Genomic DNA, 14,137 nt, shown 5'->3' with positions numbered 1-14,137 from the left:
TAGTCTAGGAGCAGGATGTGGAGGCCGCATCGGGCATATGTCCAGGCGCAGGCGGTCCTCCTCCTATGATGCTGTGAGGCGGTGTCTAGTTCGGGGCTGGAAAGCGACCTACAAGAACCCCGGCATTTGACACTCTCAAACGGCCGGGCCTAGAATCAGACCTACGCCTGGCGGACCGGGGGTCTGTCGCGGCTTCCGAGAAGGGTGTGGCCGATGGAGAAGTTTTACATCACGACGCCGATATACTATGTGAACGACGTGCCGCACATCGGGCACGCCTACACGACAATCGCCGCGGATGCCGCTGCCAGGTTCCACCGGCTGGCCGGCCGCGACGTGTACTTCGCGACCGGCACCGACGAGCACGGCCTCAACATCGAACGCGTGGCACGCGCCCACGGGGTGGAGCCCCAGGCCTGGGCCGACAGGATCTCCGCGGCGTTCCGCGATCTCTGGGCGGGTCTCCACATCGCCTATGACGGCTACATCCGCACGACCGAGCCCGGGCACGAGCGGGTGGTGCAGGCGATCTTCACACGGCTGTACGAGCAGGGGGACATCTACAAGGGCACATACGAGGGGTGGTACTGCTCCTCGTGCGAGTCGTTCTATCCCGAGGCCGAGCTCGGAGCGGACCGCACCTGTCCGGTGCACACCGGCAGGCCGGTCGAGTGGAACGCCGAGGCCTGCTATCTCTTCCGCCTCTCCAGGTACCAGGACTGGATTCAGAGCCACATCGAGCGCCACCCCGGATTCATCGAGCCCGAGGCGCAGCGCAACGAGGTGCTGAGCTTCATCCGGTCCGGGCTGAGGGATATCGCGGTCAGCCGGTCCACATTCAAGTGGGGCGTGCCGCTTCCCTTCGACCCAGACCAGGTGGCCTATGTCTGGATTGATGCCCTGATCAACTACATCACGGTTGTCGGATACGGTGACGATCTGGAGCAGTTCCGGAGGTTCTGGCCGGCCGAGGTGCACCTGGTAGGCCGGGACATTTTGAGGTTTCATGCCGTGATCTGGCCCATCGTGCTGCACGCAGCCGGGCTGGAACCCCCCCGACAGATCTTCGCCCACGGATTCCTGACGTTCGGAGGGCAGAAGTTCAGCAAGTCGCTTGGGATCATCCTTGACCCGGTGGCCGTCAGCCGCGAGCTGGCCGAGAGATCAGGGGCCGAGCCGGCGGTGGCGGTGGACGCGCTGCGCTACTTTCTCCTCCGCGAGGTTACCTTTGGCGCCGACGGCGACTTCAACCAGCCGGCCCTGATCGGCCGGTTCAACGCCGACCTGGCCAACGACTACGGCAACCTGCTCAACCGTACCCTCCCACTTGTCGAGCGTCAGTTTGGTGGAGTGCTGCCCGCGCCGGGTCCGGCAGAGGGGACCGACGCAGCGCTGGCTGATCTCGCCCGCGCGGTTGTGGCTGAGGTCGGCGAGCATGTGGGCCGCCTCAACTTCAGCCAGGCACTGGCCGAGGTGTGGAGACTGCTGGGCGCGGCCAACAAGTACATAGACGAAGAGGCGCCGTGGTCGGCCATCAAGCAGGGCCGCACGGATCGGGCAGGGACGATCCTGTACAACACGCTAGAGGCACTGCGGATCGCGACCATCGTGCTTTCCCCGGTAATGCCGGTTGCCACCCTGCGGGTCTGGGATCAGCTCGGCATCGAGCAGCCGCTGGAGGCGCAGCGGATCGAGGATGCCAGGCGGTGGGGCGGGCTGGGTTCGGGCCTGCGCGTGCGGATCGGAAACCCCATCTTCCCGCGCATAGACACACGGCCCAGGCCCGTCGCGACCACCGTGGCAGTCGCAGCCAGAGAGGGAGGAAACACCGTGGGCGAGATCACTATCGAGGAGTTCAAGCGTCTGGACGTGCGCATCGGCGAGGTTACCGCGGCCGAGAGAGTGCAGGGCACGGACAAGCTGGTCAAGTTGACGGTGGACATAGGCGACGAGGTGCGCACGATCGTGGCCGGCATCGCCACTCACTACCAGCCGGCCGACCTGATCGGCCGGCGCATCGTGGTGCTGGCCAACCTGCAGCCGCGCAAGGTGCGCGGCGTCGAGTCGCGCGGGATGCTGCTGGCGGCGACGTGGGGGGACGACGAGGTGGCGATCCTCACGGTGGACGGCACGCCGCCAAGGGGGTCCGGCGTTTCCTGACAGGTTGCGGCTCCCTCGGGCGCCCGGTAGACTGAAGAGGTGATCCTCAACCTCTTCGACTCTCACACTCACCTGGACGACGGGGCTTTTGACCCCGACCGGGCGGCCGTGCTGGACCGTGCCCGGGCTGCGGGAGTGGGCGGGTTCGTCACCATCGGCACATCGCTGGCCTCCAGCCGCCGTGCCGTGGCCCTCGCAGAACAGCACGGGGATGTGTTCGCGGCCGTGGCCATTCATCCCCACGACGCGGGTGATGCCACGCCCGAGGCAATGCGCGAACTGGCGGCGCTGGCCCGTCATCCCAGAGTGGTGGCCGTGGGTGAAACCGGGCTCGACTACTACCGTACGTTTGCACCGCGGGAGGCCCAGGCGAGCGCGTTCCGCGCGCACCTGGACCTGGCGCGTGAGATGAACCTCCCGGTGATCGTCCACAACCGTGACGCCCATCAGGACGCGATGCGAATCCTGGACGAAGGCGCGCCCTCGGCAGTTGTCATGCACTGCTTCTCCGGATCAATCGAGATCGCCCGGTCCTTTCTGGACAGGAACTGCTATCTGGGGTTGGGCGGACCGTTGACCTACCGCAATGCGCGCCGGACCCAGGAGGTGGCGCGCTTCGTCCCTCCGGACCGGCTCCTCCTCGAAACCGACGCCCCGTACCTTCCGCCTGAGCCGCACCGTGGCCGGCGCAACGAGCCGGCCCATCTACCTCTGGTGGCCTGGGCCGCGGCACACGCCCGCGGCGTCTCCGCCGGCACGGTTGCCGAGATTACGACGTCCAACGCCAGGGTGGTCTTCAACCTCGCGCAGTTTGTGGCGCACTCGTGATAGGGCCCGCGCGCGCCGCGTCCGTCCTGCGCTTTGCTTCTGGGATGCTGGCCGCGCTACTGCTGGCGGCCGCTGTCCCGCCTGCCCTTGCCGCGCCCGCCGAAGACCAGGAGATCCGGATCGGCCGGCAGGCCGTCACCGAGATCGAGGCCAAGTTCAAGATCGTCAAGGATGCCGCGGTCACTGCCCGGGTGAACCGTATTGGCGCCGCCGTATCCGCTGTCTCCGATCGCCCGCGCCTTCCGTACAGCTTCAAGGTGGTGGAGTTCGACCAGGTCAACGCCGTGGCGCTGCCGGGCGGGTTCATTTACGTGACAACCGGTCTGCTCAGGTTCGTCCGTAGCGACCACGAGCTGGCCGCGGTCATCGCTCACGAGGTGGCGCACGCCGCGCTCGCCCACGGCATGGAGATGATGCGCCGCGCGAACCAGGCAGCGTTCGTCACCCTGCTGGTTGCGATCTTCGCCCGCGACGCCAACCTGGCGCAGGGCGCGCAGATCTTTTCCACCGGCCTGCTCTCGGGATATGCGCGCGACCTCGAGCGCGACGCCGATCTCGCCTCGATTGCCTACCTGTCCAAGACCGACTACAGCCCGGTCGCGGTGCTGACCGTACTGGAGCGGCTGGTGCGACTGGAGCAGCTCTCTCCACGGCCCGATCCGGGCGCCTTCGCCCAACACCCCAAGATCGCCGAGCGCGTGCAGTATGTGGAAGCCGAGCTGCGCGCGCGCCGGATTCCGCTAATAAGGAGGGTTCCGGCCAACTACCTGGTGCTCTCTGTGCGGGAACACTCTGAGGAAGGCGTGGAGGTTGCCGACCTCTTGGTCAACGGCCGTCCGATCGTTCGGCTGCCGGATCCGGCCAGGATCAAGGAGGCGGCCGACTTACTCGACCGGCTCTTCGACACGGACCTCGAGCCATTCGAGGTATCCGCGGCCGCGTATCCGGGGGGCTGGGGCGTGTTCGCCCGCGGATGGGCGGTGTTCCGATTCACCACCAGGGACGTCCCTCCCGAGGGTGGATCGGTACGCGATCTGGCTGTGACGATTGCCTTCCGCCTGCGCGCCGCCATAGACGAAGACATCCGCCGTCGCCGGCTGCAAGGGTAGCGCAGCCCCGCATCGCGGCCCGTGTAGTGGCCCGTGGCGTACCCGTACCGTAGCCCCATAGCGTGGCCCCCAGGTTGGTCTAAGGGTCGGTCTAAGGGCGTTGACACCGGGGAACATCCCAGGTAACCTGCATACCGACCGGTCGGTATGTAGAGAGGAGAGGCCGTTGCCCCGCCAGAGGGCCGATCAACCCGGCGTCCGCAGCCGCATCCTGAACTCGGCGCTGCGCGAGTTCTCGCAAAGGGGATACCACCGGGCCATTCTGGACGAGATCGCCACCGGTGCCGGGGTCAGCAAGGGCGCGGTTTACTGGCATTTTGAGAACAAGGGAGAGCTGTTCCTGGCGGTTATCCGGCAGGAGATCTCTCGGCTGATCGAGCACCTCGAGGGCGTTGCCCGCGGGGGCGGCGGTTCCATGGGCGACGGGTACGCGGGCAAAGGGCATGCGGGCGAAGGGTCCGCGGTCGCGCGCCTGCGGGCCGTGGTTGCCGCGGCCGTTGTCTACTACGCGGACCACCCGGAGTTCTGCAATCTGCTGCAGCTCTCCACGCTACCCGTGGGGTTGGAGTTGACCCGAGAGGTGGAGAGCATGGCGCGCGACATGTACCGGCAGGGCAGGGAGATGGTCGGCGCCCTGGTTCGAGAAGGTGTGCACCGTGGCGAGCTGGATGCGGGCCGGGCCGGCGTGGCTGCTCCGCTGCTGGTGGCGCTGCTGGACGGCTTGATGTCACAATGGATCGTTGACCGCAGGGGCGTTCCGCTGCGGCGCCTGGCACCGGATGTTGCCGGCGCTTTCCTGGAAGGAATAGTCAAACGCGCGGGTTGAGTTGTCAGAGATAGACCCCTCTGTGGGATATCGCAAGGGAAGGAAGGAGCTTGTGCCGATGCGTCGCTGGTGGTGGGTCTTCTTGATTGCGCTGATCGTGGTGGCCGCTGGAGCGGTGCTGCGTGGTCGGGGGAGCCCTCCCGCGGCGGACCAAACCGCGCCGGTTCTGATCCCCGTCGAGGTCGTCGCGGTGGAGCAGGGAACGGTGTCGCACGCGGTCGAGGTCAGCGGCACAGTGACCGCATTCCGCACGGCCGAGATCTTCCCCAAGGTGAGCGGCCGCGTCGCCCGCGTGCTGGTCCAGGACGGCGCCCGGGTGGCCGCGGGGCAGGCGCTCATCGAGCTCGATCCGGCGGACCAGCGGACCGACCTGGCGCAGGCCGAGGCCGCTGTTGCCTCAGCCGAGGCCCGGCTGGCCCTGCTGGAGGGCGGGCTCCGGCCGCAGGAGCGTCAGGTGATCCAGAACGCCGTCACGCAGGCCCAGAACCAGGTGAAGGCAGCGGAGACACAGGCCGCGCTGGCTCAGGCGGCGCTGCGGGTTGCCGAGGACAACCTGCGCCGTCACGAGCAACTGATGCGGGACGGCGCAATCGCCCAGGCACAGGTGGATCAGGCGCGGCTCCAGCAGGACCAGGCCCGCGCGGCGGTGCAGGCGGCGCAGGCGCAGACCGAGATCGCCCGGGCGGCGCTCGACTCCGCGCGGCAGCAGTTGACCGTGGCCGAGAGCGGCGCCAGGAGCGAGGAGCTGCGGGCCGGGCGCGCCCAGGTGGAGCAGGCCCGCGCGGTCGCGGCAATGGCCCGGCAGCGGCTGGGGCACATGACCCTGCGGGCGCCCTTCTCCGGGCGGGTGTCCGGCCTGACCGCCTCGGTGGGGGATCACCTCGTCTCAGGTGACTTTGCGGGCCGGGCTGGCTATGCCGCGCTGGTCTACGACGACCAGGCAATGGAAGTGGAGGTCAAGATCGGTGAGCGCGAGATCGGGCTGATCAAGCTGGGCATGCGCGCGACGCTGCGACTGGAGGGTGCGCCAGACCAGCCGGCCGAGGCCACGGTCCGGCTCGTCACGCCGATGGCCGATCCCGTCAGCAGGGCGGCCAGTGTTCGGCTGCGGTTGAAGCCGGGCGCGGCGGCCGCGGTGCCCGGAACCTTCGCGCGCGGCGAGGTCGTCGTCGAGCAGCGCTCTGGCGTCCTCGTTGTGCCGAAGGTCGCGGTCTCCGGCGGTGACCAGCCGGTCGTTCGGGTCGTGGTGGACGGCGCGGTTCAGGTTCGATCTGTCACGCTGGGCTTGGTGCAGGGTGGTCGGGTTGAGGTGCGCACCGGCGTGGCGCTCGGCGAACAAGTGATCGTGCTGGGGCCGGAAGTGCTGGCCCCAGGGACCAGGGTACGGGCGGTGGCCCGCTAGTGTCGCTCTCAGGAATCGCCGTCCGCCGCCCGGTCTTCGTGCTGATGGTCATCAGCGCGCTCATGGTGCTTGGCCTGGTTTCATACACGCGCCTGCCCGTCGAGCTCACCCCGGACATCCAGTTCCCGTTCGTGAGCGTGACCGTGGTCTATCCGGGCGCAGGTCCGGAAGAGGTGGAACTCCTCGTCGCCAAGCCGCTGGAGGAACAGATCTCCAGCCTGCCCGATGTGCGCGAGGTCCGCAGCATCGCAGGCGAAGGCATCGTGCTTGTTCTCGTGCAGTTCGAGCTGGGTGTCAGCGTGGATGCAGCGGCCGCGGACGTGCGGCAACGCGTGGACATAGCGCGGGCGGGCTTTCCCAGGGACGTCGAGCAGCCGATCGTGCAGAAGCTTGATGTCGGCGCCATGCCGGTGCTCAACATCGGGCTGAGCGGCTCGAGGTCTCCGCGCGAGCTGCGGCGGATCGCCGACGACGTGGTCAAGCCGCGGCTCGAAAGGGTATCCGGCGTGGCCGCCGTGAACGTCACCGGCGGCCGCGTCCGCGAGATCCGCGTCGAGGTGGACCAGGAACGGTTGCGGGCGTTCGGGCTTGCCCTGTCGCAGATCGAGGATACGCTGCGCGCCGAGAACTTGAACATGCCCGGCGGCAAGGTGACCGAGGATTCCCGGGAGTTCCTGGTCCGGCTGGCAGGGCAGTTCACGAGTCTGGAGGAGATTGCCGATCTGCGGGTGCTTCGTCGCGACGGCAGCACCGTCCGCCTGGGCGACGTGGCCACGGTACGTGACGCCGAGAAGGACGCCACCCAGTACACGCGCCTGAACGGCAGAGACAGCGTTGGGATCACGGTCCAGAAGCAGGCCGGCGGCAACACCGTCAAGGTCGCCGACGGCGTGCGCAAGGCAGTCGCTGAGCTGCGCCGCACGCTGCCCGGCGACCTGACCTTCGCCATCGCCCAGGACCAGTCGGTCTTCATCCGCTCATCGGTCGCCGACGTGCAGGGCAACCTGCTGCTTGGGGCGATCCTGGTGGCCATCGTGGTCTTCCTGTTCCTGCACAACGTGCGCAGCACACTCATCATCGCACTGGCGATGCCGACCGCGATCATCGCCACCTACCTGCCGATGTTCTTTGCGGGATTCACGATCAACATGATGTCGCTGCTCGGCCTGGCGGTATCGGTGGGCGTGCTTGTGGACAATGCCATCGTGGTCACCGAGAACATCAACCGGCACCTGGACCTCGACCCGACGCCACAGGACGCGGCACGGGAGGGCTCGCGCGAGATAGAGCTGGCGGTGATGGCCAGCTCGATGACTAATGTCGCCGTGTTCGTGCCGATCGCCTTCACCAGCGGCATCGTCGGGCAGTTCTTCCGGCAGTTCGGGCTCACAGTCGTTTTCGCCAACCTGCTGTCGGTCCTCATCGCGTTCACGCTGACGCCGATGCTGTCTGGGCGCTGGCTGAGGCGGAGGAACTACGCCGGGACCTGGCGGGGGCGCCTGTCCGACCGGTGGGATGCCGCCTACGACGTGCTGGTGCGCCGGTACCAGGGATGGCTGTCCTGGTGCCTGCGGCACCGGGGAGCCACGCTCGGGCTGGCGACCCTGGCATTCGCGGCGAGCATGGCACTGGTGGCCTCACCGCTCATCGGCAAGGAGTTCTTCCCCGTCTCCGACACCGGCGAGTTCCGAGTCCAGCTCGACATGCCCCAGGGCAGCTCGCTGGCCCTGGCAGATGCGGCCGCGCTGAAGGCAGAGGCGATCCTGCGGCAGACACCAGAGGTGAAGACCGTCTTCACGATGGTGGGTGCCTCCTCGCTGGGCTTTGGGTACACCACGCCGGGATCACAGAAGGCAGACATCTTTGTGAGTCTGGTTGACCGGGGCGAGCGCACGCGCGCGCTCGCGCAGATCATGGACGCTCTGCGCACGGAGATGGCCGTCATCCCCGCAGCGGAGGTGAAGATCTCCTCGACCAGCGGGGTCGGAGGCGGCGAGGCGCCGGTGCAGGTCGAGATCTCGGGGCCCGATCAGCGCCGTCTCGCGGATCTGGCGGCGAGGGTCGAGGAGATCGTGCGCACCACCCCCGGCGTGGTAAACGTGGACAACTCCCTGGCCCTGGGCAAGTCCGAGATCCAGGTTACGCTCGACCGCGCCCGGGCCTCGCGGCTTGGGCTCAACGCCGCCGTCGTCGGCACCGCGCTCCGCAGCGCGATCGAGGGCAGCGCCGTGACCCGGTACCGCGTAGGCGGGGATGAGTTCGACATCACCGTGCGGTCCAGGATCGAAGACCGTAACGCGGTCGAACGCATCGGCGACCTTGCCGTGGGAACCGCTCCCGATGGCACCGCGATACGCCTGCGCGACGTGGCCTCGCTGCACGAGACGCGCGGTGCGGCCTCAGTGCAGAGGAAGAACCGGGCACGGCTTGCGGTCGTCTCGGCCGACCTGAAGGAACGACCGCTGGGCGCGGTCATCGCCGACATCGAGAAGAAGACGGACGCCCTGACGCTCCCGCCCGGGTACGAGGTCTTCTTCGGCGGAGAGGCACAGATTCAGGCCGAATCGTTCCGGGATCTGCTGACGTCGCTGGCGCTGGCGATCGTCTTCGTGTACATGGTGATGGCTGCTCAGTTCGAGTCGTTGCTGCACCCCTTGACGGTCATGTTCACGCTGCCGCTGGCAGCGGTGGGCGTCTTCCCGCTGCTGTTGGCCACGCGCATCAACGTGAGCATCATGTCGCTGCTGGGGATCATCATGCTCACGGGCATCGTGGTGAACAACGCCATCGTGTTCGTGGACTACGTCAACCAGCTGCGCGCCCGCGGCCGGTCGCGGTGGGACGCCCTGATCGAGGGCGGGGGAGTCCGTATGCGGCCGATCCTGATGACCTCGCTCACGACGATCCTCGGCGGACTGCCGGTGGCGCTCGGGCTGGGCACCAGCGGCGCCGAGTGGCGCCAGCCGCTGGGCATGGCGGTGTTGGGAGGGCTCCTGACGTCCACATTCCTGACGCTGCTCGTGATCCCGGTGGTCTATTCGCTGCTGGACGACCTGGTGGCGAGGTTGTTCCCACGCGCAGCCGCGGCCGTGCCTTCGGGTGAGCCCGCGGGCCTTGCCTCCGCGCAGCCGGCAGGTACTGGTGGTCAGGGTGCCGGTGGTCATGGCGCCGGAGACGGGGACGACGACGGCGAGCAGTAGGCCCTGCAGGGTGTCATGAGGTGCTATAATGAGAGTTAGCGCGCCCGTAGCTCAGTGGATAGAGCGGCGGCCTCCGGAGCCGTAGGTCGGGGGTTCAAGTCCCTCCGGGCGCGCCAGTTCAGTCAGGACGCGGGTTTCAGCCTTCGCGGTTCTCCCGAAACGCTTGAAAAAGCCGACGCTCACCCCCTCAGGGATGCTGTCGAGTCGTTCTTGCTCACCAAGCGTGTAGCTGGCTGCACACAGGCGACGCTGCATACCTACCGCGAATGGCTGGAGCAGTTCCTCGCCGGCGTTCCAGAGGTGACCGTGCTCACGGTGCGGCAGTTCTTCGCGCACCTCCAAGAGCGCGGGTTGTCAGCCTCTCGCCAGCACCAGGGCTACCGCACGCTCAAGACGTTCTTCAGGTGGTGCGTCGAGGTTGGCACCCTCACCGAGAACCCTCTTCGCGGCTTCACCATGCGCTGCCCCAAGACGCTGCCCGACGTGCCCACCGAAGAGGAACTGCGGGCCGCGCTCGCCACCTGCCCCGAAACGCTGCATGGCACGAGGAACCGGGCGCTGCTCCTGGTGCTCGCCGATGCGGGCCTGCGCGCCAGCGAACTGCTCCACTTGCTGGTTGAGGACTGGCGACCGGCCGACCGCGGCCTGTTCGTGCGTGAGGGCAAAGGCCGCAAGGACCGAGTGGCCTTCGTCGGCCCCACCACGACGAGGGCGCTGAAGGCATGGCTGGCGCGTCACCCGCAGCCCGCGACTGAATCGTTCCTGTTCTGCGACCGCGCGGGCCGACCGCTGAAGCACCGGCACCTGCTGCAAATCATGCACAGGCTCTCTGCGAAGGTCGGCCTGCCTGCACACCGTAGGTTTCACCCTCACGCCCTGCGGCACTTCGCCGCGACAAGCTGGCTTCGGGGCGGGGCAGGGTTGGATGAAGTCAGACGGCTGCTTGGGCACGAGAGCCTGAGCACCACGCTGCGCTACAGCAGCCTAGTGGGGGCGGACCTGCAGAGGGCGCACAAGAGGGCCGGGGCCATCGAGCGGCTGAGGCTCGCGTAGACCATCGCGCAGCATGACAACACGACGCTGCTGCAGAAGGGGTGCATCCGTGGGGGCGGACAGATGCGGGAGGTGACTGCGATGGAAAGGGACGGTGACGTGTCGTGCGATTTCTCGCGTTTGGTGTAGTCATCGGATTACTCCTCGGTTCAGTCGCTGCTGCCACTGGGCAGCGTCTGTATCTCTTCAACGGGCATGAGCTCCTTAGTCTGTATGGTAGCGGCGAGTCGGCCCGCGGCAACGCATACATTGCCGGTGTGGTGGATAGCATGACGTGGACCGCGTATGGCGGCTCGGACGCGGTGCCACTGTTCACTCGGGCAGCCAAGTGTCTCCGCGAGGGGCAGAATCCCTCAACGGTGGCGCTTAGGGCCAGTCTGGAGCGGCGCGACTTCGTGGCCGTCGGAGTATCCGGGGCGAGCCCTCCAAGCGGCCTGACACCGGGATGGCAGTTCGGGGCTCCAGCACCGCGTGCGGTCGCGTACAACGTCGTGCAGACCTGCAGCCGATAGGGGCTCACAAAGGAGGGAACGCTATGGAGCGAACGGAGTTCGACGCTCTATTAGACCGCCTGCGCATTGTGGAGCGGCGTTTGCGGCTAGTCTTCATCGTCTTGGCGCTGAGCCTTGTCGCATTCGTCACCCTCATAGTCCCGGTGCAGCAAGCCGATTCGCAGCCATCTACACTACGTGCCCGAGCCGTTGAGATTGTGGACGAAGGCGGTAGAAGGCGCATCACCCTGGACGCGGTCGCCGGCGAGCCAGCACTGCGGTTTTGGGACGCAACGGGGACGGCGAACATCGTGCTCAGTGCGGGTCCAGCAAAACCAGGGTTCCTCTTCCTGGACGCGGTCCAGAGGTCGTACGTCATGCTGGACCCCGCCGGGGTCCTGTTTGTGAGCCCAGCAGGGCAAGCGAGCATGGGAGTTGACACCAGGGGACCCGCACTCTGGTTCGTGGACTCTACCGGGAGGGTCTTCTACAGGATACCCTAGTCCAAAGTCCAACTCACGCGCCTGAACCGGCCCGGCCGGCCAGACCTGTTCCACCCCACAAAGACCGTAACTGTCGCGTCACAGGTCCTACTACGCGACCGCCAGGGCCTGCGAGAAGCCTTCAGGGCCGATTCTCCCGGGGTTCGCCTTGGTCTTCCTGCGCCCATCGCGCCCATGCGGCCTCTAGCCGCATCCGTGCGCGCTCCTGCTGACGTGCCCGCTCGAGCCTCTTCCGGCACAGCGCAGAACACAGCCGGGCATGAGACCGGCGGGCAAGAAACGGCGCGCCGCATAGGACGCAGACCCGCTGCCGTAGCGGCGGCTGGGTGGGCGGCTTGCGGCCCGGCCGCCACCGTCGGGACCACCTCTGCCCGGCCACCTCGTCCCCCTTTCTCGGCCGCGCGTCGCGCCGCCGTCAAAACCCTCGTCCTCCCAGCTTCAACAACCTCACTGCAGGGCTTCAAGACCAAGAGCTCAAGACCAAGAACAAGTGCTTATGTTGCCGTGGGCAACGGTGGCCGGAACCGAACGGCTGAAACCCGCCGGCCGTCAGGGTCCCGAATCGCCGACAGGAAGATGAGCCCGGCCTCGCGCAGTCGGCGGTACACCCTGGCGACCGTGCCGGGGTCGAACCCGGCAAGGCTGCCAATTAGTCGGCACGGCGCGGCGAAAGTCACCGGGCCCCCGAGGTCCCTCTGGTGCGTGGCGAGCGCCACGAGCACCAATCGGTCCACGGCGTCGAGGCCCCGTTCTCTCCCGACGAACAGGGCAGCCTCCGCCGGCGACCGGGTACGCCGTCGGGTCTCGATGATGGACAGGGCCACTCGCTCTGCCTCCTCAGACGTGAACGGGTGCGAACCGGGCGCGCACCGCTTGGCCCATTCGCGCGCCCACCGGACAATCTCCACGTCAGAGACACCCGCCGTCAGTTTGCTGCCAACCAGCCGCGCCAGGGTGATATTCCGCTCTCCCTCGGGGACTCCGAAGTGCTCGGCGGCCCGTCGGCTGGCGGCCCATTCCGAAGGTGTTTGCGCGGCCTGCAAGAAGGCCTCCCAGGCCACGGGCAGCGGAGCCAGGGCATCGAGGCCGGTCAGCCAAGCGCGGCCCGTGGAGGGGGGTGCGACGAGAAACCGGCCCTCGGCGAGCAGGTCAACGTCTTCAACCAGCCGCAGTCGTGATGGTATCGGCCCGACCGCGCGGAAGAGTCGGTGATGCCCGCGCGGGGATTCAAGCATGGTCGTCGCCGGCAACGGAAGTTTCTTCCCCCGAGCCAGCGAGACCAACGCTTCCTCGCCGACGAGAGAATCTACGTCGAAGTCCACCAACCCGCCGAAACCGCCCAGGACAATCCCAATGTCGGCCCCGGGGTGCGTCTCGATGAGCCGGCGTACTTCATCGGCTGACTGCCGGCGCCGCTGCCAACCCCGCCAGGGAACGGCCGGCTGCTTCGTGCCGGGCAAGACCGGAATCGCGTTCAACCCGCGACCGTGGTACTCGTTCGCAAAGGCCCCAAAAGGGCCGGTCGCGCTCATCCGGGTATCCCCGGTCCCGTCGGCCCCGCAGACCCCCTTCTTGCCCGGTTTTCCTGGCGTTTTTCCAGACGTTTCGAGGGGGCCCCGGCCAGCCTGCCCCGATACCAGCGTCGGTCCCTGGCGCGCTTCAACAGCCGCGCCGCAGAAGCCGGGTCCACTGGCTCCATGCGGGCCCCGTCGCAGCGGGCATGCCAGGCCTCCGCTCCGGGCAGGACGCCGCAGGTGACGCCGCACTTCGGGCACCGAACGGCGATGAGGTCGAGGCAACGGTCGTGGGCGACGATGGCGGCGAGCTCCTCGGGGGCGCCGTTCATCGCGACACCTCGGGGAACAGCGGGACCTGCTGTGGCCTATCAGGGTCCTCGACGTGCCAGAACTTCAGCCCGAGGCCGACCTGTTCGCCGCAGCCGCGCACAACAGGGAAGCCGTGCTCTCCGAACGCGGCGAGTGACGCCCACCAACGTCGGCGTGATGCTCGTTCTTGGTGGCACACGAACTCTGCGCCGATGCGGGCAAGTTGGTCGAGAACCGTGCGGTCATTCGCCCATGCCCGGGGCTGCCGGAGCATGTGCAGGTCGGGATTGACGGACTTCACAAAGGTACGCCGGCCGTTGAGGAACCGGACGCAGCCGACGACACGGCCGGCCTGATTACGGACAGGAACCCGCTCGTGCAGGGTTTTGCCTAATGACGTCGAATGGGATAAAATCGGGGAGGTCAACACAATCACTCCTCTCTCGGCAGCGACCCGGCCGGTGCCCTAGGAAGCGTCAGGCCGGGCCGCTGTTCATTAGCGCAGGCCCGCATGGGCCTGTGTCTTGCGCGCGCGGTCCTCGGTAAACTTCTGGAGCGACCGCGCTGGAATCAAACGCCGTCCTGTTGCGGTTCGGAGCGCCTTCAACTTATGAGTATCCGTCCACCAGAGGACTGTGGACCGCGAGACACCCATCCTGCGAGCAACCTCTGCGGGCGTGAAGAAATGCACCATCGTCTCACCCCTCACTATGTGTTTGCATCGAAAATGGAAACTGCA

At 67.3% G+C, this 14,137-nt stretch carries 12 protein-coding genes and 1 tRNA gene; 10 read left to right on the top strand and 3 right to left on the bottom strand.

Annotation, left to right across the window (positions count from 1 at the left end; translation table 11 throughout):
* Positions 1-213 precede the first annotated feature (213 nt).
* The 10 genes from metG to FJX73_12320 all read left to right on the top strand — a co-directional run bounded on the left by metG (position 214) and on the right by FJX73_12320 (position 11,572).
* Positions 214-2,160, top strand: coding sequence for a methionine--tRNA ligase (gene metG, locus FJX73_12365; GenBank protein MBM3471563.1), 1,947 nt, complete (start codon positions 214-216; stop codon positions 2,158-2,160).
* A gap of 42 nt (positions 2,161-2,202) precedes the next feature.
* A complete protein-coding gene (locus FJX73_12360; GenBank protein ID MBM3471562.1) occupies positions 2,203-2,988 on the top strand; it encodes a TatD family deoxyribonuclease in 786 nt (261 codons plus the stop codon).
* Complete coding sequence (locus tag FJX73_12355; GenBank protein MBM3471561.1) at positions 2,985-4,097, top strand: hypothetical protein; 1,113 nt, start codon at positions 2,985-2,987, stop codon at positions 4,095-4,097. The genes FJX73_12360 and FJX73_12355 overlap by 4 nt, the downstream gene beginning before the upstream one ends.
* 100 nt (positions 4,098-4,197) lie before the next feature.
* Positions 4,198-4,923: a TetR/AcrR family transcriptional regulator gene (locus tag FJX73_12350; GenBank protein ID MBM3471560.1), complete on the top strand. Its 726-nt coding sequence runs from the start codon at positions 4,198-4,200 to the stop codon at positions 4,921-4,923.
* A 58-nt stretch (positions 4,924-4,981) separates the two neighbouring features.
* Positions 4,982-6,325, top strand: coding sequence for an efflux RND transporter periplasmic adaptor subunit (locus tag FJX73_12345; GenBank protein MBM3471559.1), 1,344 nt, complete (start codon positions 4,982-4,984; stop codon positions 6,323-6,325).
* Entirely contained in the window at positions 6,325-9,525 is a 3,201-nt protein-coding gene (locus tag FJX73_12340; protein ID MBM3471558.1) for an efflux RND transporter permease subunit, read from the top strand. The genes FJX73_12345 and FJX73_12340 overlap by 1 nt, the downstream gene beginning before the upstream one ends.
* 40 nt (positions 9,526-9,565) lie before the next feature.
* Positions 9,566-9,641, top strand: a tRNA-Arg gene (locus tag FJX73_12335).
* Positions 9,642-9,735: 94 nt separating this feature from the next.
* Positions 9,736-10,578 carry a hypothetical protein gene (locus FJX73_12330; GenBank protein MBM3471557.1) on the top strand — a complete coding sequence of 281 codons (843 nt, stop codon included), beginning with the start codon at positions 9,736-9,738 and terminating at the stop codon, positions 10,576-10,578.
* Between the two features lie 269 nt (positions 10,579-10,847).
* Complete coding sequence (locus tag FJX73_12325; protein ID MBM3471556.1) at positions 10,848-11,090, top strand: hypothetical protein; 243 nt, start codon at positions 10,848-10,850, stop codon at positions 11,088-11,090.
* A 23-nt stretch (positions 11,091-11,113) separates the two neighbouring features.
* Positions 11,114-11,572, top strand: a complete 459-nt coding sequence (locus FJX73_12320) for a hypothetical protein (GenBank protein ID MBM3471555.1) — start codon at positions 11,114-11,116, stop codon at positions 11,570-11,572.
* A gap of 494 nt (positions 11,573-12,066) precedes the next feature.
* Here FJX73_12320 and FJX73_12315 read toward each other — a convergent pair whose 3' ends face one another.
* From FJX73_12315 to FJX73_12305, 3 genes are all read right to left on the bottom strand, one after another.
* A complete protein-coding gene (locus FJX73_12315; protein ID MBM3471554.1) occupies positions 12,067-13,104 on the bottom strand; it encodes a hypothetical protein in 1,038 nt (345 codons plus the stop codon).
* 310 nt (positions 13,105-13,414) lie between these two features.
* A complete protein-coding gene (locus FJX73_12310; protein ID MBM3471553.1) occupies positions 13,415-13,825 on the bottom strand; it encodes a hypothetical protein in 411 nt (136 codons plus the stop codon).
* Between the two features lie 69 nt (positions 13,826-13,894).
* Positions 13,895-14,092 (bottom strand): helix-turn-helix domain-containing protein, encoded by a 198-nt coding sequence (locus FJX73_12305; GenBank protein MBM3471552.1) that lies wholly within the window; start codon positions 14,090-14,092, stop codon positions 13,895-13,897.
* Positions 14,093-14,137: the final 45 nt, after the last annotated feature.

The sequence above is a fragment of the Armatimonadota bacterium genome (assembly GCA_016869025.1).
Taxonomy (GTDB): Bacteria; Sysuimicrobiota; Sysuimicrobiia; order Sysuimicrobiales; family Humicultoraceae; genus VGFA01.
The sequence above is the reverse complement of the archived record's forward strand: the minus strand, read 5'-3'. Positions and strand labels throughout refer to the sequence as shown.

Bases quoted from the DNA above. Each gene is read 5' to 3' on its own strand.
- FJX73_12325 (MBM3471556.1), top strand. From the start codon at position 10,848: ATGACGTGGACCGCGTATGGCGGCTCGGACGCGGTGCCACTGTTCACT.
- FJX73_12320 (MBM3471555.1), top strand. From the start codon at position 11,114: ATGGAGCGAACGGAGTTCGACGCTCTATTAGACCGCCTGCGCATTGTG.
- FJX73_12315 (MBM3471554.1), bottom strand. From the start codon at position 13,104: ATGAGCGCGACCGGCCCTTTTGGGGCCTTTGCGAACGAGTACCACGGT.
- metG (MBM3471563.1), top strand. From the start codon at position 214: ATGGAGAAGTTTTACATCACGACGCCGATATACTATGTGAACGACGTG.
- FJX73_12345 (MBM3471559.1), top strand. From the start codon at position 4,982: ATGCGTCGCTGGTGGTGGGTCTTCTTGATTGCGCTGATCGTGGTGGCC.
- FJX73_12305 (MBM3471552.1), bottom strand. From the start codon at position 14,092: ATGGTGCATTTCTTCACGCCCGCAGAGGTTGCTCGCAGGATGGGTGTC.